Source organism: Agromyces sp. PvR057, assembly GCF_040547485.1.
Classification (GTDB): Bacteria; Actinomycetota; Actinomycetes; order Actinomycetales; family Microbacteriaceae; genus Agromyces.
Window position 1 is genome coordinate 199,385 of the sequence record NZ_JBEPPT010000002.1, and the last position, 21,680, is coordinate 221,064.

14 protein-coding genes are annotated in these 21,680 nt (G+C 65.3%); 10 read left to right on the plus strand and 4 right to left on the minus strand.

Annotated elements, in window-relative coordinates; translation table 11 throughout:
* The first annotated feature begins 26 nt into the window (after positions 1-26).
* From ABIC29_RS10185 to ABIC29_RS10225, 9 genes are all read left to right on the plus strand, one after another.
* The gene (locus ABIC29_RS10185) at positions 27-980 is read left to right on the plus strand and encodes an NgoMIV family type II restriction endonuclease (RefSeq protein ID WP_354245805.1); all 954 of its coding nucleotides are present in this window, start codon (positions 27-29) and stop codon (positions 978-980) included.
* 433 nt (positions 981-1,413) lie between these two features.
* Positions 1,414-2,088: a hypothetical protein gene (locus ABIC29_RS10190; RefSeq protein ID WP_354245018.1), complete on the plus strand. Its 675-nt coding sequence runs from the start codon at positions 1,414-1,416 to the stop codon at positions 2,086-2,088.
* Complete coding sequence (locus tag ABIC29_RS10195) at positions 2,085-3,608, plus strand: DISARM anti-phage system protein DrmE domain-containing protein (RefSeq protein ID WP_354245021.1); 1,524 nt, start codon at positions 2,085-2,087, stop codon at positions 3,606-3,608. Before ABIC29_RS10190 ends, ABIC29_RS10195 begins: the two co-directional genes overlap by 4 nt.
* Positions 3,596-5,302: a nuclease-related domain-containing DEAD/DEAH box helicase gene (locus tag ABIC29_RS10200; RefSeq protein ID WP_354245024.1), complete on the plus strand. Its 1,707-nt coding sequence runs from the start codon at positions 3,596-3,598 to the stop codon at positions 5,300-5,302. Before ABIC29_RS10195 ends, ABIC29_RS10200 begins: the two co-directional genes overlap by 13 nt.
* On the plus strand, positions 5,299-8,793 hold the full coding sequence (locus ABIC29_RS10205) for a helicase-related protein (protein ID WP_354245027.1): 3,495 nt from the start codon (positions 5,299-5,301) through the stop codon (positions 8,791-8,793). Before ABIC29_RS10200 ends, ABIC29_RS10205 begins: the two co-directional genes overlap by 4 nt.
* An 11-nt stretch (positions 8,794-8,804) precedes the next feature.
* Positions 8,805-10,718, plus strand: coding sequence for a DrmB family protein (gene drmB / locus ABIC29_RS10210; protein ID WP_354245030.1), 1,914 nt, complete (start codon positions 8,805-8,807; stop codon positions 10,716-10,718).
* 245 nt (positions 10,719-10,963) lie between these two features.
* Complete coding sequence (locus ABIC29_RS10215) at positions 10,964-12,463, plus strand: hypothetical protein (RefSeq protein ID WP_354245033.1); 1,500 nt, start codon at positions 10,964-10,966, stop codon at positions 12,461-12,463.
* 21 nt (positions 12,464-12,484) lie between these two features.
* A complete protein-coding gene (locus tag ABIC29_RS10220) occupies positions 12,485-13,930 on the plus strand; it encodes a DUF2868 domain-containing protein (RefSeq protein ID WP_354245036.1) in 1,446 nt (481 codons plus the stop codon).
* On the plus strand, positions 13,927-15,438 hold the full coding sequence (locus tag ABIC29_RS10225) for a DUF3482 domain-containing protein (RefSeq protein WP_354245039.1): 1,512 nt from the start codon (positions 13,927-13,929) through the stop codon (positions 15,436-15,438). Before ABIC29_RS10220 ends, ABIC29_RS10225 begins: the two co-directional genes overlap by 4 nt.
* On the opposite strand, the gene ABIC29_RS10230 is transcribed toward ABIC29_RS10225, so the two are convergent.
* Positions 15,387-16,022, minus strand: coding sequence for an HNH endonuclease signature motif containing protein (locus ABIC29_RS10230; RefSeq protein ID WP_354245042.1), 636 nt, complete (start codon positions 16,020-16,022; stop codon positions 15,387-15,389). The genes ABIC29_RS10225 and ABIC29_RS10230 overlap by 52 nt on opposite strands.
* Before the next feature lie 44 nt (positions 16,023-16,066).
* Positions 16,067-17,302, minus strand: coding sequence for an NINE protein (locus ABIC29_RS10235; RefSeq protein ID WP_354245045.1), 1,236 nt, complete (start codon positions 17,300-17,302; stop codon positions 16,067-16,069).
* 97 nt (positions 17,303-17,399) lie between these two features.
* On the opposite strand from ABIC29_RS10235, the gene ABIC29_RS10240 reads away from it, so the two are divergent.
* Positions 17,400-17,606, plus strand: a complete 207-nt coding sequence (locus ABIC29_RS10240; protein ID WP_354245048.1) for a hypothetical protein — start codon at positions 17,400-17,402, stop codon at positions 17,604-17,606.
* Positions 17,607-17,705: 99 nt separating this feature from the next.
* On the opposite strand, the gene glsA is transcribed toward ABIC29_RS10240, so the two are convergent.
* Together glsA and ABIC29_RS10250 are read right to left on the minus strand one after the other, a co-directional pair.
* Entirely contained in the window at positions 17,706-18,929 is a 1,224-nt protein-coding gene (gene glsA / locus ABIC29_RS10245) for a glutaminase A (protein ID WP_354245051.1), read from the minus strand.
* Positions 18,930-19,018: 89 nt separating this feature from the next.
* Positions 19,019-21,487 carry a glycoside hydrolase family 5 protein gene (locus ABIC29_RS10250; RefSeq protein WP_354245054.1) on the minus strand — a complete coding sequence of 823 codons (2,469 nt, stop codon included), beginning with the start codon at positions 21,485-21,487 and terminating at the stop codon, positions 19,019-19,021.
* Between the last annotated feature and the right edge of the window lie 193 nt (positions 21,488-21,680).

The window sequence follows — 21,680 nt, forward strand, 5'->3', positions numbered from 1 at the left end:
GCAATAGGCTCGCGTTCGTGAGCTCAATGTTGAACAATTTTCCTGCCGTTTCGAGCCCTGGGCATGGTATTGAAATGCCCCCCGAAGGCGGGGTTGACGAGAGCCACGGCGACAAGAGCGAGGCATTTCTTGCTCGCGCTCGACGTGACTTTCACGCCGCACTGCTCGCCAATGGCGTGCTCACTGTGAATGACAAGGGCGTGGCAAGCAACGCCGACGGGGGTCAGAGGTCGAGCGTCGCCTTCGCGAAGCGAATTGCCGACTCGCTTCTTGTTGAGACCGTGGGCGAGCGACTAGCCGGGCAAACGTCGGGGGGCGAGTTTGAGACTGCCTGTGCGGATTTCGTGCGTTCCACGTTTCTGAGACTTGGGATGCTACGCCCCGGCGAGTGGTCCGTGACCAAAGTTGCAGGGCGTCGCAGCATCGAGTACATCGCGGCCTACGATCAGTACTCTCACCTGCTCGATCTGGACCTCGCCGTCAAGGCGAATCCTGAACTCAGAGCGGTTCTTGGCAACGCCTACGTGATCGCGCCGGATGTCGTTGTAGTCCGCGCACCTGTTGACGACGACTTCATCAACTCAGACGAGTTGATCGTCGACGAGTCGGTCGCGCGCCTTGCTTCGCTTCGCAGGGTGAATCAGCCCAGAGGCCTTTTGCATGCCGTTATCTCGTGCAAATGGACGCTGCGATCGGATCGCGCTCAGAACGCGCGCTCTGAGTCGCTGAATCTGATCCGGAACCGCAAGGGTCGACTGCCGCACATCGCGGTTGTGACCGCAGAGCCTTCGCCGTCCCGCCTTGCTTCTCTTGCTCTCGGAACCGGTGACGTTGACACCTTGTACCATTTCGCTCTTCCTGAACTTATCGAGGCTGTTCATGCCGAGGACAACGACGAAGCGATCTCGATGCTCGACACAATGGTTTCGGGGAAGCGCTTGAAGGACATCGCCGACCTACCGCTCGATCTCGCTATCTAATGGCCGCCTGGCACTTTGACGGTCTTGCCCTTCCCGCAGGGCTCGTCTGGCACAACCAGTGGGCTGGCGGACGTGCCAGTTGCCCGAAGGCAGGCTTGACATCGCTGAAGAATGGACGAGATGGAGCGCCCACATATCGCTATGGGGTTGAGACCGGCGGGAGCGTCCGGTGAATGCGCCGTCGGGGCGTGGCCCGCTGCAGCTCGTGTTGTCCGAGTCGGCCGAAGTGCCGGGCCAAGCTGCGCCGTGGATCGGGCCCTTACTGGCTTTAGGAACGCGGGCGGCTCGCTTCTCGAAGGCCCTGACTGGGCGACAGTTGGTGATCGCAGTCTCGGTGCCTAGCCGCGACTTTGCTGCCGCGCTCATCGGATGTGGCTGGGTGCTCGCAAGCGAGGCACCCCAGCTCGCTAGACCATTGGACGCGCTGCGTGCGATGAAGCGCGGTCAGCCGCTCAGGGCAGTCAATTCAGGTTCGGTGATCACTGGAAACTTCCTAGCGTTGAACGAATCGACGTCGTCGCCACGGGCGCAGTTCGCAGGCTCCGAATGGGTGGTCGACGGCATCCGCGCCCTCGCGCCGTTGACCGAACTCGAGCAGCCGGAAAGGACAGCCCGGCCTACGCCGGGGAGCATCGAGCACATGGCATCCCTCGATGCGGACTGGGATGCTCGCCTCGCGTTGCCTGCAGCAGACCTCGCAATTGTGGGCACCCTGACTTGGTTGATGGAGGACTTCGAAGCATTTCTTAGCCGCGACGACGACGACCTACCGTCGAGCTCCATCGGGTCGTTGCTAATGCCGAAAGTCGGGCGAGCCGCGACTTGGTTTACAAGGCTCTACTCCTCGGCAATGCTTGCAGACCATCTGCCGCTTCCTCGCGAACTGAGAGCGGTCGTCCTCGATGGAAACGGTGCGACAAGGTACTTAGCTGAGGTCGAGGCACAAGTTGTGGTCTGCGTGCTTGATCGTTCAGTCGGAGATGAGATTGCTGCAGAACTACTGACGCAGCTTCGAAATACCAGAGGCGAGCCCTTGTCGCTGGCGGATCACCTTGGTTGGCAGCCACCGGCCGCCATCGAAGCCCTTGCCTTCACGGTGGCGCTTTGAGCAGGATCGCGCATCTGAATCAGCGATATGCCGCATCGCGCGCCGTCGCGCGCGCTGGCGTCGAGATTGTTGTTGTGGGCGACCCCGCGGGTGCCCGCTTTGACGCCGCTGTCCGCAGATTAGTTCTGGCGGTTCGAGATGACGGCTCGGGACCATGGGACGATTTGGTGGGAGCATCCAAGGCGCTACGCTGGCGTTTGCTCACCCAGCCACAACCGATGGAGTTCAATCAGGGGCTCGATCAGCTGATTGGAGAAGTCGCGCGTCTCGCGCGCCGTCTTGAAGGGGCAATCGCCGAGCAGCCGATACTCGATGAGCTGCAGCTGTCGGCCGTAGCTCTCGCGCAGTTCGATGAGGGAACCGTCGTCGGCGCCGCAGTTCTCGATTCGTGCCTCGAAGCGGGCGCCCATGAATCCGTCGTTGTTGCGGCCAGCAATATGGCAAAGGCTGGGCTCGAGTCGTGGCTGCAGGCTCACGGTACCCTCGTGCTGACTGCTGGCGAACTCGACGCTGACCTATTTGGCCGCGACCGAACTTATGTGGTCGGTCCGCCTCGGTTCTATCGATCATCACTTGTAACGGCTCCGGCGACGGACTACGTGTGCTTCATCCTCCCCGCGTGGTTTGGTGATCGAAGCGTTGCGCGCTCCGCCATCGCCGAATATGCAGAAGGCGCAATCCGCGTCCCGACTCGAGTGTTCGCGATCGGTGACACGTCTGCGCCGCAACAGAGCGTTCCTGCTGATTCAGAATCAGAAGACGCATACCTTCCGCAACCGGTCTGGGGCAGTCGGGAACCCTTAGATCGAGAACCCAGCGCCGAAGAAGTTTTGGCTCGCAAGATCCTTCTCAGCGGCAACCTCGCAATGTGGCTTGACGACGGTGAGCGAATTCGCTCTCTCGACCTTCAGCAGCCGCCCGGCGAACGCGTTACCTATACCGACGTGCCGGCGGTGCGAGAAGGCAGTTACTTGCTGCTCCGACGGGGTACAACCGAGCGTGGCGTCATGTACCAGGCGGCGCTTGCGGAGCTCGGTGAGCAAGCAGAGTCGGTTGGCGCCGCTCAGAACGCATGGAAGCAGCTCCTTGTCCAGCGCTTGCAACGGAACGGGTATCGGCAAGTGGCGAAGGATCTTCGGGCCGTTGGCGTGAAGAGGGCAGACCGGGCACGCGCATGGACGGACCCAAATTTGATCCGACCGCATAGTGATCAGGACTTCGAGACGCTACTGACTTGGCTCGGTATCCCCGTTCAACCGACCTTCGCCTACGCCTCTCGTCTCCGCAAGATGCTCTATAAAGTGAGCGCCGAGATCGGGAAGCAGCTAGAGGGCGCGGTATCTGCGACAGACCTGACGGAGCTGGAGACTGTCGGGCATCTCGGCCTAAGCGTTGCAGCCGACGGGTTCAGAGGAATTCTGGCGACCCGTGTCCTTGCTATCTCGCCATACTCAAGTGTTGTGTCCCGGCATGACGCGAGAGTGCCATTTGAAGATCGGAGCGCGCAATGGCTCGAATGATGCCCGCTCTCTTGCCCGCCGATGCGCCTCCGGGAGAGAAGGCCATCTACAGGGCGCTGCAGCAGAGCAGCGAAACTCACAGTTGGTTGGTACTCCACTCGCTCTGGATTGCCAATCATGTTCGACAGGTTGAAGGCGAAGCCGACTTCGTGGTCATCGTCCCTGAAACAGGCATCCTTGTCATCGAGGTCAAGTCTCACCTTTCGATCGATCGCCGAAGTGACGGCACCTGGAAGCTCGGCAACGATAAGCCCACGTCGCGTGGGCCCTTCCAACAAGCAAGTGAGGCGATGCACAGCCTGCGCAACTATCTGGGCGGCAGGGTTGAACTGCGCTCTATTCCAATGGTGTCCGCTGTCTGGTTCACGGGCGTTCGCGCTCGCAGCTCACTGCCCTCTAATCCTGAATGGCACGACTGGCAGGTGATGGATTCCGAGGATCTAAAATCAGTTCCACAGACCATCCTCCGAACATTGGCTGCGGGCACCAGGCATCTCGGTGACAAGATCCAGTACTTCGACTTCGGTGGTGTTGGACCGGACGATGCGACCGCCGAGCGAATCGCTAGCCATCTTCGTCCCAAGTTCGAGCTGGCAACGGTAGCTGGAGACCGTCGGCGCGCTCGTGAAACCCATTTGATTTCGTTCATCGACGAACAATTCCTCGCCTTAGATGCTGCCGCCGAGAATCAATCTGTTCTGTTTTCCGGGCCGGCGGGTTCCGGCAAGAGCTTCCTCGCGCAGGAATCCGCTCGCCGAGAAGCAGCCTCAGGCAGGCGAGGTCGGCTGTTGTGCTTCAATCGCTTTCTCGGCAAGCGAATGGCCAGCGATATGGCAGGAACCGACGGCGTGACCGTTGGTACATTCCATCAAGAGCTTCTTCGCATTGCTGGTCTTGACCGCGCCCCGGCAAATGCGGGTTCTCATTTCTGGAGCGACGAGTTGCCTGGGCGAGCGCTTGATCGCCTGCTAAATGATGAATCGCATGCGAGCGAGTACCTGGTCGTCGATGAAATACAGGACATCGCGACTGATCTTTACCTCGATGTTCTTGACCTTATGGTTGAAGGCGGGCTCAAAGAAGGTCGGATACTTTTCTTCGGCGACTTCGAACGGCAGTCTATTTTCGAGAACCAGGCGGGGCGAGAGATAATCCGCGCCCGCGCACCGTACCTCTCAAATCATCGGCTGGTGCAGAACTGCCGGAACTTGCCTCGTATCGGCTTTCAGGTCAATTTACTCAGCCATCTCGAGCCGGGATACCAGCAATTCCGGCGAGACGATGACGGCGTGGACCCCGTGTTCCAGCTGTACCGGGCCGGGCAAGATCAGTCGGCGCTTTTGGTTTCGGCAATTCGTAGCTTGAAGCAAGAGGGCTTCGACCTAAACGAAATCGTCGTGCTGAGCCCGCATCGTGACAGTTCAACAGCAGCTACTACAGACGACCCGTGGCTGCGGCAGGTCTTAAGGCCTGCGGACGGCCTCCCGGCCCGGCCCGGCCAGGTGCACTTCGCGACGATTCACGCCTTTAAGGGGCTTGAAGCGCCAGCGGTCGTGATCACTGATCTCGACAGGACGACCACCGCCGACAATTTTGACGCACTGCTCTACGTGGGTTTGACGCGGGCGACCGACCGATTCATTGCCATCGTTGAAGCGACGACGCTTCGCACAGCCTTAGGAGGAACCCGATGAGCGGACGTGAAGCCCGAGATATCGTTGAAGCTGAGCTGCGGCGCGAGCTCTTTGGGCCGGTTGGCGATGAATCGATCAGGGGTAAACCGGTCGATTGCTCCACCGGAAAAATCATCTTCGAGACGGCAGCCGACAGCCGTGGGCAATTTCATGACGCTGAAAGTGGCCAGGAGATTCTGACCATCGGCACGCCCTTGACTCGGTACGGTGTGGGAGTCCTCCATAGCGGCGCCGCGCGGGGCGGAACCGAGATCGGCAGCCCCCAAGATGCAGATGTAGATCTCACCGGCTTCGCTGGCGTGGCGCGTAGCGCGGACGATCCTGATGGCCGTGCAGTTCTCGTCCAAGGCTCGCTCCGCCATGACGAAGCGGACTCCGACGATTTCGATCTAACCGACGCCAACAAGTTCAAGCCGACGGCCATGGCCGTTTCATTCCAGTGTCGTGTTCCTGCTGACGGAATGCTCAGCGTCATTGTGTCCGGCGCGCACTACGAGCGGCTAAGCGTCCACATTCCGGGCCTCGCCAAGCCGGTCGAGTGGTGGCGTCGCCGCCCCTTCACGCTACGAGGCGCGATGTCCGGGACTGTGCTTCGAGATGATGTCAACCGTCTCAAGATTGTCCCCACGGTCCCAGATGGCGAGGCGCGCGGCATTGCCCCGACGACACAGGTGTTCAGCCGCCCGGTTCCCGGCTCGGGTGATCCGGAAGTTCGCCTGGTTACAGTAGCGGTCCTGAACAGCAGTCCGGGGACAGGCCCGGCCAGCGCGCTGTTCCAGATGGAGTTTTCAGTTGCGGCCGACGGCATCGTGATTGAGCCATATCCCGAAGTGAGCTCACCTGATCTCGACGATGAAGAACAATCGATCGAACTTCTGTATAGGAATAAGCGCACTTTCGCCGTAGGGCACGGCTGTGCCGCAAGCTGGGAAGGTGGTGCAACGTCACCTGTGCAAGTCGTCAAGGCGGTGCCACTGCCCGCATACGAAACGGTCAGCCTCACACCGAATATCTACCACACCGACGAAAACGGTGACTTCCTGATTGACGCAGAGGGCGATCGTCGGGCGATCACCGTTAGCATGCGGGAACTTGCAGACGGCACGAAAGAGGGCGACGCCCAAGTAGAAACAGTTCTCCGCCTCTATCGAGACTGGATCGAGGCTCGCCGGGCAGAGATTGGGGATCTGCCGGAGCGTTTCCGTGCGTCTGCGCATCGACACATGGATCTTGCCGATGGCGCGCTTCAAAGGATGCGGGCCGGCTGGCAGCTCGTGGGCTCGGACGATGTCGCTCGCAGGGCTTTCCGATGGGCCAATGAGGCCATGCTCTTCCAGCAGGTGCGCTCGAACTTCCCGTTGCGTGAGGTCGAGAGGGGCAAGGATGACGTCTTGCGCGTTGTTGGTGCTCATCCGGAACCAATCGTGCCTGCGGGAAGGGGTGCATGGCGCCCCTTCCAGATAGCCTTCGTTCTGGCCAGCCTGCCAGAACTGATTGACCCATCGAGAGACACACGATCGCTCGTGGATCTCATATTCTTCCCAACGGGCGGTGGCAAGACAGAGGCGTATCTTGGCGCGTCCGCCATCAGCCTCCTCGCGCGACGTCTGCGGGACCCGGAAGATGCCGGTACCGACACGCTGATGCGGTACACATTGAGATTGCTTACGGCGCAGCAGTTCCTACGATCTGCCGCTTTGATCTGCGTGTTGGAAGAAATTCGAGGGAAGAACTCTGATGCACTCGGCACGGCGCCCTTTGGCATCGGTATTTGGCTAGGCGGTTCTTCGACGCCCAACAGCTGGAATAGGGCCGTTGAAGTGCTCGGCCGGCTCCGCCGCAACCCAAGTGAGCAGAACCTCTTTCTGCTTCTGCGGTGCCCCTGGTGTGGAACTCAGATGGGTACCAAACCGAAGGGGAAGGGCGGCCAGGACGTCATCGGCTACGAACAAGTCGGCAAGAAAGTCGTGCTTCGATGTGTGGACCCGCTGTGTCACTATTCTCGCCGATCAGGGCTACCGATCCATGTGGTCGACGAGGACATCTATGACGTGCGGCCGTCGATCGTCATCGGTACCGTTGACAAGTTTGCAATGATGGCATGGCGCCCGGAGGCCCGCCATCTCTTCGGAATCAACAGCGAGGGCGAGCGCGTAGTCTCCCCGCCGGGTCTGATCATCCAAGACGAGCTGCACCTCATTTCTGGGCCGCTCGGCTCCATGGTCGGCCTCTACGAGCCAGTAATTGACGAGTTGTGTACCGACCGGCGTGGCACAAATCCGGTTCCGCCCAAGATCATCGCCTCAACCGCAACGATCCGACGGTATGAGGATCAGATCAAGGGCCTATTCGGGCGTGAAGAAGTCGCTCTCTTTCCACCGCACGGTTTGGAGGAAGGCCATTCGTTCTTCGCTGAACCAGCCCGGGAGGCCGATGGAACATTGGAACCGGGGCGTCGCTACGTCGGAGTAATGAGCGCCTCCCTTGGCTCAATGCAGACGGTTCAGACCCGAGTTGCCGCTGCGACGCTTCAGGCTGTAAGCAGAGTTCCAGAAGCGGACCGGGACGGATACTGGACGAACCTCAACTTTCTAAACTCCTTGCGTGAACTTGGTAACACCGTTTCGCTGCTGGAATCTGACGTGCCTGATTACCTAACTGGACTGGTCCGACGCGATGGCATCGATCCACGTTGGCCCAATCGCACAATGGAGCTCACCTCTCGCCGTCGGTCCGATGAGATCCCCAAAGCAATTGAACAGCTCCAAGTCCGATACATACCCGGGCAGGAACGCCAGGAAGCGGTTGACATTTGTCTCGCCTCGAACATCATCGAGGTCGGAGTCGATATCGAGCGCCTCGGGCTGATGACTATCGTCGGGCAGCCAAAAACAACTGCGCAGTATATTCAGGTCAGTGGTCGCGTTGGCCGACGCGCCGACGTCAGCCCGGGACTGGTAGTCACGATCTATGGAGCGGCGAAACCCCGCGATCGCAGCCACTACGAACGATTCACGACATACCACCAGCAGCTCTATGCCCAGGTGGAACCGACTTCAGTAACGCCATTCGCGACGCCCGTGCTCCGGCGGGCGCTTCACGCGGCTGCGGTTGCATACGTTCGTCAAACCGCGCCAGAGGATCTGCCTCCGTTCCCTTTCCCCTCCGCGGAGTATGACGCGGCGATCGCGCTTCTTCGAGATCGCGCAATGATTGCGGACCAGGGCGAAGTGCCTGCCCTAGAGCGAATGGCGGAGAAACGGGCGCGGCAATGGGGTGGCTGGGAACGCACGATCTGGGAGGCTAACCCTGCCCCGTGGGGTGACCCGAAGCAGGGTCTGATGCGCTATGCCGGCACGCTGCCCGACCTGGAGAGCAAGGCCACAATCTGGGATGTTCCAACGAGCATGCGCAACGTGGATGCCGAGTGCCGCTTGGCAATCTCGCTGGCGTACATACAGGCCGACACGGAAATGGAGGACACGCTTTGAGTACTGGAGCAATGCGTCGAGCTCAACTCGTCGCCCCGTTTGGTGTTGGTGCCATGAGCGTGCTTGTCAACGGGACCTCGGTGATTACGGCAGGCCTCGACCACTGGTATGAGCCCGGTGAAGCCAGCACTCTCGCGCTCGAGGAGTACCAGGAGCACGATTGGCGCCTCGAAGCCCGGCTGAGGGTCAACGAGTTGCGGCTGCCACCGGATTTTCGTTATCAGGGCCAGGGTAGTGACAACCGCAATGTCAAGCTGACCGTCCCTGTTTTGAGGTTCCCCCGCTGGTGCTTCTGCATGTTCTGCAAGCGACTCGAGCTCTCGACGCTGACCATGCAGCAGCCGGTGACGTGCAAAGACGTCAAACATAAGGACTGGAAATATAAGCCGCGGATGTCGCAGGTTCCGTTCGTCGCTGTCTGCGAAGACGGGCATCTTGACGACTTTCCGTTCGATAAATGGGTCCATCGTGCGCACTCGCCGACGTGCACTGGGGCTCTCCGGCTAAAGTCCACCGGTGGTGGCGGGCTCGAGGGTCAGCGAGTGGTGTGTGACCGCTGTGAAAAGGAGCGGTCACTGCGGGGCATCACGGGAGCCCGACTTGTCAATGGAGAAGAACACACAAGCCTGAGCGACCAGCTTTCCTCTCCCGAGGATCCATTCGTCTGCACCGGTGCTCGTCCCTGGCTGGCCGAGCTCGAGGGGACTTGCGATCGCCCCATGCGTGGTGCGTTGCGCGCGGCGGGCAACGTCTACTTTCCGAAAGTCGAGTCCTCGATTTATCTTCCGCGCAAGGAAGGAGCAGTCAGCGCCGAGATGCATGAGCTAATGCGGCATCCGGCTGTGAGCGGCACGATGCGCACATTGCATAGCATTTTCGGCGCCGACCTCGACGTGGGAATGCTGCGCAAACAGCTGCTCGCGAACGTGCCGCCTGAGCTTTTCGGCCCGATCTCAGATGATGAGCTTATTGCTGGCTACCGCGATCTTCTGGGCGTCGGCGAGGAGGCGCCCGAGTCGGGAGAGGAATCCGATGCCGAGCTGCTTACGGGCGACGATGAATGGCGGTTCCCAGAGTTTCAGCACATACGTGAGACCCCGACCGACGACTACCTAACTACGACCAATCCCGGAATCCAACCGGACCTGGAGCCGTACCTCGAGCGAGTGCGCTCGGTCGACGTGCTCCGCGAGACGAGAGCCCTCCGCGGATTCACTCGGGTTCGCGACGATGCATTGAAACTCAGCGAGGGAAAGGCACTGCTGCGCCGCAAACCTCTGGTGCCCGTCCAGGATTGGCTGCCCGCCTATGTGGTGAAGGGAGAAGGTATCTACTTTGAGCTGGATCCTCAGCGCCTGGCCGCGTGGGAAGCGCGGGCGGAGGTGCAGGCCAGGGCTCAGAAAATCACTGACCACTATGGGCATGTTGCCTCGCAACGTGGCTTGCAAGAGAGAGTACTCAGCCCCAGGTTCGTCTTGCTCCACACGCTAGGGCACGTGTTGATCAATGAGCTCGTCTTCGCGTGCGGTTACAGCTCCGCCTCGCTGCGCGAGCGGCTCTACGTTTCAGGGAACGAAGGCAGGCAGATGGCCGGTTTGCTGATCTACACTGCCGCCGGGGATTCGGAGGGCACGATGGGGGGATTGGTGCGTATGGCTCGTCCGGAGAATCTCCGCACCGTCTTTGCATCGGCCGTTTCGAACGCACGATGGTGCTCGACTGACCCTGTATGCATGGACGCCGGCGAGAAGGGGCAGGGGCCCGACTCCTGCAACCTTGCCGCGTGCCACGGCTGCGGATTGCTGCCGGAAACGAGCTGTGAGGAGTTTAATCGCTTCCTTGACCGTGGTCTCGTGATCGGAACCTTTGACGACCCCACCCTTGGCTACTTCTCCGCGTTCGGAGGGGAGCGCCTTTCAAGCTGATTGAGCTGGTGTCCGCCCGGGGCGCAACGCCGGCCTCGATTGGGTCTGGCCGATAGCCACTAAAGAGGAGCCGTTGGCCCACCTGAGTTGACGCCGCCGATCGCGGCATAGACCTCGCAGCGTTGAGGAGTTTCCGCCCTCGAGACGACTTCGCCGCACCCCGGGGCCGCAGTCATTCGGCACCTGGAGGCATTGATGCCCCGTCGCTCCGAAATCAAGTCGTGGGAGGGCGATACCCTCCCCGCATGCCTCAGTTTCGGATGCCAGTCAAAGCCCAACCGACTCCGTACGCGAAGTACAAGAGCGCGGTTCGCGCCTTCGACATCGGGTCGATCGTGGAGGCCTGCGGGCGAAAGTCGGCGGAAATTGAGAGGCTGGCAATGCCACCGAGCGCGACATTCCCATTCACCCAATGGGCGCTGATGGATATTGCGCGTGTTGCGATCGCCTACGGGAGACCGTCCGGCAAGACCATCGCTGACCATGACTTGGCTCAATTGTGTCAGTTTCACCTGAATATCGACGATCCGATCACTCGGGGTGATTCGGCGGGTGTAGCTGGCGCACTCTTGCGTATGTCTCATGAGCAGTTCCTCGGGCAGGTCGACGTGTTGCCAGCATTCGCTCGAACGCTGCTCCTCTTCGGCACCGACGCCAGCTGGCCCGTCGGCAAGTCACCAACTGTGATGGTTGACGATTGGTTCGAGCAATCATTCGGAATGGACGTAGATACCTACGTCGCGGGTATTTTCATCGCGTTTACCGCCGCTGCATCGAATGGCGGCCGCTTTGATCTCGACTTGCTTCAGGGCGATGCATTCGAGCGCATTCGCGCGACCTTCAGCAACGAACGGGTGCGCAATGTGTTCGACCGGCATCTCAGCGTGGATATCGCTAGCTTCAAGCAGCTGAATCGCGATGCAGAGCGGCGAACGCGTGCAGACCTACAAAAGCACTCGTTCAATCCCCTTCGAGACAAGCCCTTCATTACTGACATTGGGGTCGTCCCGATCGCTCCGAATGTACGTGCGATCGTGGACAAGATCTCGCCATTGTCGATCTTCTATCGCGCGATCAAAACCTTCGGGAACTCGTTCGCAACGGATTTGGGTCACGTATTCGAGGCCTACGTCGGTAAGCAGCTGGAGCTGCTGAGCGGTGGACTAGTGCTCCCTGAGGTGCGGTACTGGGAAGGCAAGAACCGGCAGGACAGCATTGACTGGTTCCTGCAGGTCGGCGAGTTCCTCGTACTCGTTGAGTGCAAGTCAACGCGCCCAGACGAGCATGTACGGCTCGGGGATGCTGCGTATCTCGAGAGCCTCGAGCGTCAGATCGGAAAGGGGATCGCGCAAATCAATAGGTCGAACGCGCATTTTCAGGTGATTTGCGCGGCGGAGCCGAGGCTTGCTGGCACACACCAGCGGGTCGGCGTCGTGGTCACTCTAGAGGATCACTTCGCTGCAACATCTCCGTCGGTTCGGGCGGACCTCACGGCAGCGGACATTCCGACCGTGGTCCTGAGCATCCGAGAACTCGAGCAGTTCATGACGCTCAGCGTGAACGAACTTGAAGGCCTCGTGAGCCAGGCAGTGGGCCGGTGCGGTGCAGACAACGTCCTACCCCTGTGGATCGGCGACGCAACCGGCGCTGGCCCTAACCCCATCATTGCGGCCGCCTTTGACGCCTTCGAAGTGATGCGGCTCGTCGATGGACTCGACAGTCCGGTAGGCCTTCAAGATACGTGAGCGCGGCATAGACTCCGCAGCATGGACGAGTCGGCCGCCCTCGAGACGACCGCGGCGCGCGCCGTCGAGACAGCTGATCGCGATCGCGTGCTGTGGTCCGATGCCGACCGGGAGTGGGCGAGCCGCGCGGCGGCGGCGATCGTGGGGGAGCGGGCGAGCGCCGAGGAGTTCCTCGGGCGGCGCGCGCAGCTCGTGCTCGAACGCGTCGGCACGCGCCAGCCCGCGGTGACGCGCACGGTGCGCGGCATCCGGTGGCGGCCGTGGGTGGGCGTCGTGACGGTGATCGCCGCGTTCGCGTTGGGCGTGCTCATCGACCGCATCGGCGGTGGGTCGAGCATCAACCTGCTCGCGCCGCCCGTGGTCGCGCTCGTCGCGTGGAACCTCGTCGTATACGTCTGGCTGCTCGTGCGTCCGCTGGTGCTCCGGCGCGGGGCGGCCGGGCCGGTGCGGTCCGTGCTGATCAGGGCGGCGTCGGTGCGGGCATCCGGCGACGACAGCCGAGCGGATGCCGCGACTGCCGCCAGACGCACCGTGCTCGCCGCGCTGCCCCGCGAGTGGGCGCGCGTCGCCGCACCGCTCTACGGAGCGCGCGCCGCGCGCGTGCTGCACCTGGCGGCGTCGGCCACCGCGCTTGGCCTGATCGCCGGCCTCTACCTGCGCGGGCTCGCGTTCGAGTACCGCGCGTCGTGGGAGAGCACGTTCCTCGGGGCCGAGCAGGTGCACGCGCTGCTCGCCGTGACGCTCGCGCCGGGATCGTGGCTCACCGGCATCCCGGTGCCCGACGTCGCGGCGATCGAGGCGATCCGTGCGCCCGCGAGCGAGAACGCCGCGATCTGGATGCACCTCATGGCCGGCACGGTCGCCGTCGTCGTCATCATTCCGCGACTGGTGCTCGCCGTTGTCGCGGGGCTGGTCGAGCGGCGCCGCGCCAAGAACGTCCTGCTGCCGCTCGACGAGCCGTACTACCGCCGCCTCATCGCCGGGTGGGTGGGCGAGCCGGCGCGTGTGCGCGTCATCCCGTACAGCTACACCCTCGAGCCCGAGGCGCGCGCCGGGCTCGAGGCCATCGTCGCGCGGGCGTACGGCAATGCCGCCGCGACCATCGACGAGCCCGTCGCGTGGGGCGACGACTGGGTGAGCCCGGATGCCGCGGGCCAGCCGCAGACCGTGCTGCCGCTCTTCAGCCTCACCGCCACGCCCGAGGACGATGCGCACGGCGCGTTCCTCGCGGCATCCGGAACCACTGTCGCGCTCGTCGACGAGTCCGCGTTCCTCGCGCGCTGGGGCGACGACGCGCAGCGCCGCGACGACCGCCGCACGGCGTGGCGCGAGTTGCTCGAGGCGCACGGGAGCGTTCCGGTGTTCGTCGACCTCGCCGATCCCGACCTGGCGGCGGCGGAGGCGCAACTCGCGGCTGCGGCATCCGCTCACGAAGGCAACGGCCGGCCCGACGGGAGGTCGCGATGAGCGACCGACCCGCCGACATCCAGGGCCTCGACGCCGGGGCCGTCTCGCTCTCGCTCATCTCGCACACCAACGCGGGCAAGACGACGCTCGCGCGCACGCTGCTCGGGCGCGACGTCGGCGAGGTGCGCGACGCCCCGCACGTCACCGCGGAGGCGACGCCGTTCCCGCTCGTGCAGACCTCCGAGGGCGACCTGCTGACACTGTGGGACACCCCGGGCTTCGGCGACAGCGTGCGCCTCGCGCGCCGGCTGCGGCAGGACCGCAACCCCATCGGCTGGTTCCTCACGCAGGTGTGGGACCGCTACCAGGACCGCGCGCTGTGGCTCAGCCAGCTCGCCGTGCGCAACGTCGCCGAGCAGGCCGATGTCGTGCTCTACCTCGTGAACGCCGCCGAGGCGCCCGCCGACGCCGGCTACCTCGCCCCCGAGCTCGAGGTGCTCGAGTACATCGGCAAGCCCGTGCTCGTGCTGCTCAACCAGACCGGTCGGCCGCGCGAGCGGGCGGTCGAAGAAGCGGATGCCGCGCGCTGGCGTGCCGCGCTCGGCCCCACCACGAACGTGCGCGACGTGCTCGCCTTCGACGCGTTCGCGCGCTGCTGGGTGCAGGAGTTCACGTTGTTCCAGGCGATCGAACCACTGGTTCCGGATGCCTCGGGGCCGGCCTTCGCGCGGCTGTCGGCCGCCTGGCGCGACCTGCGCATGGGCGAGTTCGACGGATCGATGGCGGCGCTCGCCGGGCCGATCGCGCGGGCCGCCGCCGACCGGGTCGTGCTGCCGGCCGAACCGCTCACGAACCGGGTCACCGGCTCGTTCGGCCTGCCGAATGCGGCGCGCACCAAGGCGAGATCGGATGCCACGGACGAGATGGCCAAGCGGCTGCAGGCCGACCTGCGGCGGGGCATGGAGCAGCTCATCGCGATCCACCGGCTCGAGGGGCGGGCCGCCGAGGAGGTGCTCGAGCGCGTGGCCGACGGCGTGCACCTCGACGCTCCGCTCGACGGCACCCGCACCGCCGCACTGGGCGGGGTCGTCTCTGGCGCGCTCACGGGGCTCGGCGCCGACCTCCTGGCCGGCGGGCTCACGTTCGGCGCGGGCATGGTCGCCGGCGCGATCATCGGCGCGCTCGGCGGTGCGGGCGTCGCGCAGGGCGTCAACGTCGTGCGCGGCCGCACCGAGTCGAGCCTGCGCTGGGAGGAGGCGTTCCTCGACGGGCTCGTGACCTCGGCGCTGCTGCGCTACCTCGCGGTCGCGCACTACGGCCGCGGACGCGGCGCCTGGCGAGAGGGCGAGTATCCGGAGCACTGGCGGCCCATGGTGGTCGACGCGGTCGTGGCGGAGCAGGATCGGCTCGCGGCGATCTGGGCGCGGCGCGGCGACGGTGAGGAGCGGGTGCCGCGCTTGGAGCGCGAGCTCGCGGAGCTGCTGCGTGAGATGGCGCTCGGGCTGCTCGACGAGCTCTACCCGGGGGCGCTCGACGTCGATCGGGTGGATGACGCGCTCGGCCGGTGATCAACTCGCTGCGGGGCCGTACCAGCGCTCGCCACGCGCGCTCGGATCAGCTCGACGGTGGCCTCGGCATCCCGCATTGCAGCGATGATCGCGGCGTGGTTGCGCCAGTGCTTTGCCCAGAGCTCTTCGCCGACGACCTCCTCGAAATCGAGGCGTGTCGGCGGTTGCCACAGCTCGTACTCGCTGAGACGTGCGGCACGCTCCTCCAGGCCGGTGCGCCCGCGAGTCGCGGGTGACAGGCGAGCGGAGCTGAACATCCACGCTCGCCACGGCTTGTTGCCCTTGCTCTGATTACACTTGCCGCACGCGGGCACGAGGTTGTGGATCTCCGAGACGTAGCCGGTCGGCTGCTTGTCGACGACGAGCGGTCGGAGATGATCCCATTCGGTCGCCGTGTCGCCGCAGTACGCGCACACGACAGACGTCTCCATGCCGAGGATCCGAAGCGCCTCATCGACCTGTTCCGGCGTCGGCGGCACGACGGGGATGATGCCGTTCACGAACGAGTTCGTGATGCTCGACGATCGCCCGGTGATGCGCACCGGCTTCGGCATGGCGAATCGAAATGCGGCGGCAGTGGTCACGGTCTCAGGCTCCGAGGCTCTGTTCGGCAGCGGGAACGACGGCGCTACAGCGCGATGTAGTTGCCGTTGTCATGCAACATGAAGCCGGTCGCGCCCTCGGGCACGACGAACGCCATGTAACCCGTGAAGGCATTGCCGGGGTACAGGGTCGGGCCGTCGTACATCGACGGCATCCCATCGCCGAGGGTCACGTAGTCGGAGTCGTACTGGTTGCCCTCCGCCGTGGCGAGCATCAGGTCGAACGCGGCGAGGGAAGGCTCGACGCCGTCGGGGTCGATACCGGTCATCGTCGCCTGCACGATGACGTACTTGAACCCGGCGGGGGCTGGTTCATTGAACATGTTGTACTCGGTGACGTCTTGCCCGTCGGCCGTCACCGAGGCCGTCAGCGAGTACTTCTCGCCGCCGAGCATCCCCTTCGCCACATACGGCTGGGGGAACGGGCTTGCTGCGGTGCCGAGTTCCGCTTCGGGCTCGGGCTCCGGCACGACGACCTCAGTCTCGGCTTCGGCATCTGCGGCGGGTTCCGATTCAGAGACGGCCGCCGGCGGTGCGGCAGGAAGGTCAGCGGCATTGCGCGCGCCAGCCGCTGCGCCACTGATGATGTTGATGACGAGCCCGAACGCGACGACGGCGCCGGTGATGATCCAGGCGAGCTTCTTGTGCTCGTTGTAGCCCGCGAGAGGTTGCCCGCGGTTGTCGCGCTGGCTGCCCGTGAGCACGAGGATCAGGTCGATGAGCACCCACACGCCGAGCCCGCCGAAGGTGAAGAGCTTTGCGAGGCCGGTACCGACCTTGCCGAGGTAGAACCGGTCGACGCCCCAGAATCCGACGAGCCATGCGAGCAACCAGGTTGCGACGAACGACTTCTGGCCCACCGGCGGTGTGACGGGCGGGATCGTCGTCGATGCGGCGGCGCCGTAGGGGTGCTGTGCCACGCCGTACGGTGCAGGAGGAACGCGATTGGGCTCCGTGAAGCCGAATGATTGCGGGGCCGCGGCGTAGGGCTGGGACGCGCTGGGGTTCGCCGATGGCACGGGCTCGAAGAGGGCGGATGTCGCGACAGGCGGACCGGAGATGTATCCGCTGTTCGTGGCCGGGGCGTCGACGGGCGCCGCAGGGGTGGCTGCCTCAGACGCAGCAGTCGGTGCCATTGTCGGGCTGGGGATCACGGTGGGGTCGGCCGGCACGGTGTGCTCGGTCCAGTTCGTGCCGTCCCAGTAGCGCTTGCCGCCCGTCCCGTCGTCGTACCAGCCGGCGGGCGCGTTGTTCGGGGCCATACTTCCTCATCTTCACTGAGCTGCTGATGCCTCGACGACGCGCGTATCACTGTTGGGTCGCCAGTGGATCGACGTTACCGAACCTCCGGAATACGGAATGCGAGAAGAACGACTCGAACACGGTTCATACGGCGGGAAATGCCGTCTTACCAGACCTTTATGTCGCACTCCCCCAAAACTGGGCACACGGTTCATCGCGATCCGCCGGCTCGAGGGGGCCGCCGACGAGGTGCTCGAGCGCGTGGCCGACGGTGTGCACCTCGACGAGCTCTACCAGGGGGCGCTCGACGGCGACGGTGTCTGAAGGGTGGCATCGATCGCGTCGAGCAGCGCGGGTGCGTGGGTGGAGACGGTCTCCGTGAAATGCGGTGCCGGAGTGCCGGAGTGCCGGAGTGCCGCGTGCTCAGTGCCCGAGCAGTCCTTCCGGGTCGCGAACGACGACCTTCTCGCCGCCGCCGTCCGCCCGGAGGCCGGCGACGCCGGGCGCCGAGCGGAACATGCGGGCGGCGGCGTCGCCGATGCGCGTGACATCCGCGAAGTCGAGCACGAGGCATCCGTCATCGCTCACGAGCGGGCTGAGGCGGGCGAGCACCTCTTCGGCACCGGCGAAGAAGATCTCGCCGCGCAGCGAGGCGACCGTCTCGGAGCCATCGCGGGTGAGCGCCCCGATCGGCGAGAGCGGGTCGCCGCGGTGCTGCAGCTGGTGCAGCTCGAAACGCGCGGACATGGCCTCGAGCATCGCGACGCCGCGCACGCTGTTGCCCTTCGCGTCGAGCCTGGGGCTGAACGTGCCGATGCCGAACTGTCCGGGCAGCTCGGCCGCGATGCCCCCGCCCACGCCGCTCTTCGCCGGCATGCCGACGCGCAGCAGCCAGGAGCCCGACTCGTCGTACATGCCGCAGCTCGTCATGACGGCCGAGGTCCAGCGCGCGGCATCCTCGCTGATGACGCGCTCACGCGTGATCGGGTTCACGCCGCCCGTGGCGAGCGTCGCCGCCATCGTCGCGAGGTCGCGGGCGTTCACCGAGATCGAGCACTGGCGGAAGTACGCGGTGGTCGCCACGTCGACCGGGGCGCCGAGCGTGCCCGCCGCGAGGGTGAGGTACGCGAGCGCGCGATTGCGGTCGCCGGTCGTCGCCTCCGAGGTGAACACCGCCTCGTCGACGACGAGATCGCGCCCGGCGAACCTCTGGATGCCCGCGTGGATGGCGGCGAACTTGTCGTCGGCGGTGTCGCCCGCCATGAGCGACGACATCACGATCGCGCCCGCGTTGATCATGGGATTGAGCGGGCGGCCGGTCGCCGGCTCGAGGCTGATGGCGTTGAATGGCTCGCCGCTCGGTTCGACGCCGACGTGCTTCAGCACCTCGTCGAGGCCCAACGCGTCGACCGCGAGCGCGAACACGAACGGCTTCGACACCGACTGGATCGTGAAATGCGTGTCGGTGTCGCCGGCCTCGTGCACGATGCCGTGCACGCTGACGAGCGCGACGCCGAGCGGATCGGGATCCACGCGAGCGAGCTCGGGGATGTACGACGCGACCTCGCCCGAGGTTCGGGATCGCACCTCCTCGAGCACCGATTCGAGTGCTGCACGGACCGGATCGCGAACCTCGGTGGCGGCCATGCGGCTCAGCCTACGCCGGGCCGCGGGCCGAGGCCCGGAGCGCAGGGCGAAGGCGCCGGGGCCGCCCTCGGCCGCCCGTCAGCCGGCGGTCAGCCGGCGGTCGCGAGCGCGTACTCGCCGTCGGCGCACGCGGTGACGAGCCATCCGCCGGGCTGCTGCTCGACCTCGACGCGGGTGAGCCCGCTCGAGTCGGCGATCGTCGGCTCCGTCTCGCCGGGAACCCACACCACCAGGCCGCACGCGGGCTCGTCGACGACGCCCGTCAGCGACATCCGCTCGCCGTCGTCGCCCGCCGTGCCTGCGCTGAGACTCGTGAGCGTGCCGGGTGCCGCCTGCGGGTAGGCGCGGCTCAGGATGCCGAGCAGCTGCTCGGGGCGAGGGGCGTCCTCGCCGGTCGCGCAGTCCTCGGGAACGAGCGCGTTGCCGAACTCGCCGATGCCGTTCTGCGGGTCGCCGCACGACTGCTTCCACACCCAGTAGGCGCTGCCCTGCATGCGGCGGTCCTCCTCGGCGGCGTACCGCTCGAGGCGCTCCACTCGGGACTCCATGTCGCCCCAGTAGCCGTACTCGCCCGACCACATCGGCATGCCGTGCTCGTCGGCCACGCGCTGGGCGAGCTCGAACTGGCGCTCGGTGCTCACGATCGTCGGGATGCCGAGGGAGCGGTCCATCGTGATCGACTCGGCGTAGAGGTGCGGCGAGAACACGACGTTCGGGTCATCCGTGAAGCCGAGCGACGGCCCGCTGTCGATGCCGAGGCCCGACCACAGGATGCTCGGCTCGACGAACACGATCTGCGGAGCGCCCGCCTCGCGGATGGCGTCGATCGCGGCATCCGAGAACTCGCCGAGCTTCAGCGACGTCGTGACCGGTGCCGTCTCGCCGAAGCCGGGCTCGTTGAGCAGGTCGAAGCCCGCGACCGCCGGCTCGTCGGCGAACTCGCCCGCGAGCTCGCCCCAGGTGCGCACGAACGCCTGCTGCACGCCGTCGGTGTCGAAGTAGAAGTGCTCGAACGCCCGGTCGCCCGCGGGGGAGATGTCGCGGCCGGTGAACGAGCAGCGCGGGGCGCCGTCGAAGTGCGTCGCCCACTCGGGTGCGCCGTCGTAGCCCCACATCGGATCGGTGCCGAGGCGGCACTCGGTGCCCTCGGCGGTCGGCGCGTTCGACCAGCCGTCCTGGTGCATGTCGAGCACCGTGCGGATGCCGTGCGACTTCGCCCAGCCGACCGCCTGCTTCACCTTCGCGAGGTAGGCGGCGTCGAGCTCGCCCTGCACGGGCTCGAGCGCCGACCACGAGAGGTTCAGGCGCACGACGTTGAACCCGTACGTCGCCATGTCGGCGTAGTCGGCCTCGGTCAGCGGGCGCGTCACGGCGACCTCGGCGCGCGCCTGGTAGAAGTCGACGAGCTGGTTCACGTTGACGCCGCGCAGCAGCACCTGGTTGCCGTCGCCGTCGGCGATGCGCCCGTTCGCGACGCGCAGGAACTCGGCGGGGGCGGCGGATGTCTCGGCGGGGCCGGCTGCGGTTGCGGCATCGCTCGCGCTCGCCGAGGCCGGCGGCGGGGTGAGGAGCGAGGCGGTGAGGGCGGTCGCCGCGATCACGGCCAGCGCGATGCCGGCGCCGGCGGCGACCTTCGCGGGCGTCGCGGGTTCAGCGGTTGCGGGAGCGGACGCGCCGGATGTCTCGGGCGTGCCCGCCGCGGCATCCGTCACCGTGCGCCGCGCCTGCGCTCGCGCTCGCAGCCGGTCGGCGATGAGCGCGACGACGGCGACGATCCAGCCCGTGCAGGCGCCGAACGCGACGCCGTCGGCGACGTGGATGTAGGCGGCGAGGAGCGGCCACAGGTCGCCGCGGAACCCGTCGTCGACGACGAGCCCGATGACCGCCTGAACGAGCCCGAACACGCCGCCCGCGACGAGCGCGCCGAGCCAGCTGCCGAGGAAGCCGGGCACGCGGCGGCGCATCCACCGGAGGCCGACCCAGGCCGCGCCGACGAGCAGCGCCATGGCGACGAGCATGAGCACGGGGCCCGAGTCGGGGCGGGGGGACGGGATGAGCGGGGCGTAGGCGGCGCCCGTCCACCACGCGCCGGCGAGCAGCGGCGCGGCGGCCCCGAACGCGATCGCGCCCGGCCATAGCGAGCCGCGCTCGTGCAGGCGGATGTCGCGCGGGCCGCCTGCGAAGCGCACGACCGCGGCCACGATGAGCGCCGACGGCACGGCCTTCGCCGTGATGAAGCCGCCCGCCCACGCCGCGAGCGCGAGGTCGCCCGTCATCGCGAAGCACGCCGCCGCCTGCGCGAGCAGGGCCGCGAGCACGACGCCGGCGGTCATGGTCCAGAAGCGATCGCCGGCGCGCACCGCCGCCCACCACACGACCGCCAGCATGACCGGCACGAACACGAGGTAGCGGGCCACCGGCCAGCCGAGCTCGAACTGCGGGGTGCCGCCGGGCCAGCCGACGAGCACGAGCAGTCCGGTCGGATCGATCACCGCCTGGAGGATCAACAGGGCGGAGGTCGCGGCGACGGCGACGATCGGACGGCGGGCCTGACGCATGACACTCCATCGTGACGGGGGTTCGGGTCAGATCAGCATCGGTACTGCGCGCATCCGGGTCAAGAGCTGAGTGGGACAAGTGACCCAGTTGTGACCTTGGCGAGCGGGTCGAGGTGTTCCTGCGGCTGGCGGGCCGGCGCTGCGACGTTCACGGAACAGACAAGTGTTGCACCGATGGGTGCGGTGGTACACT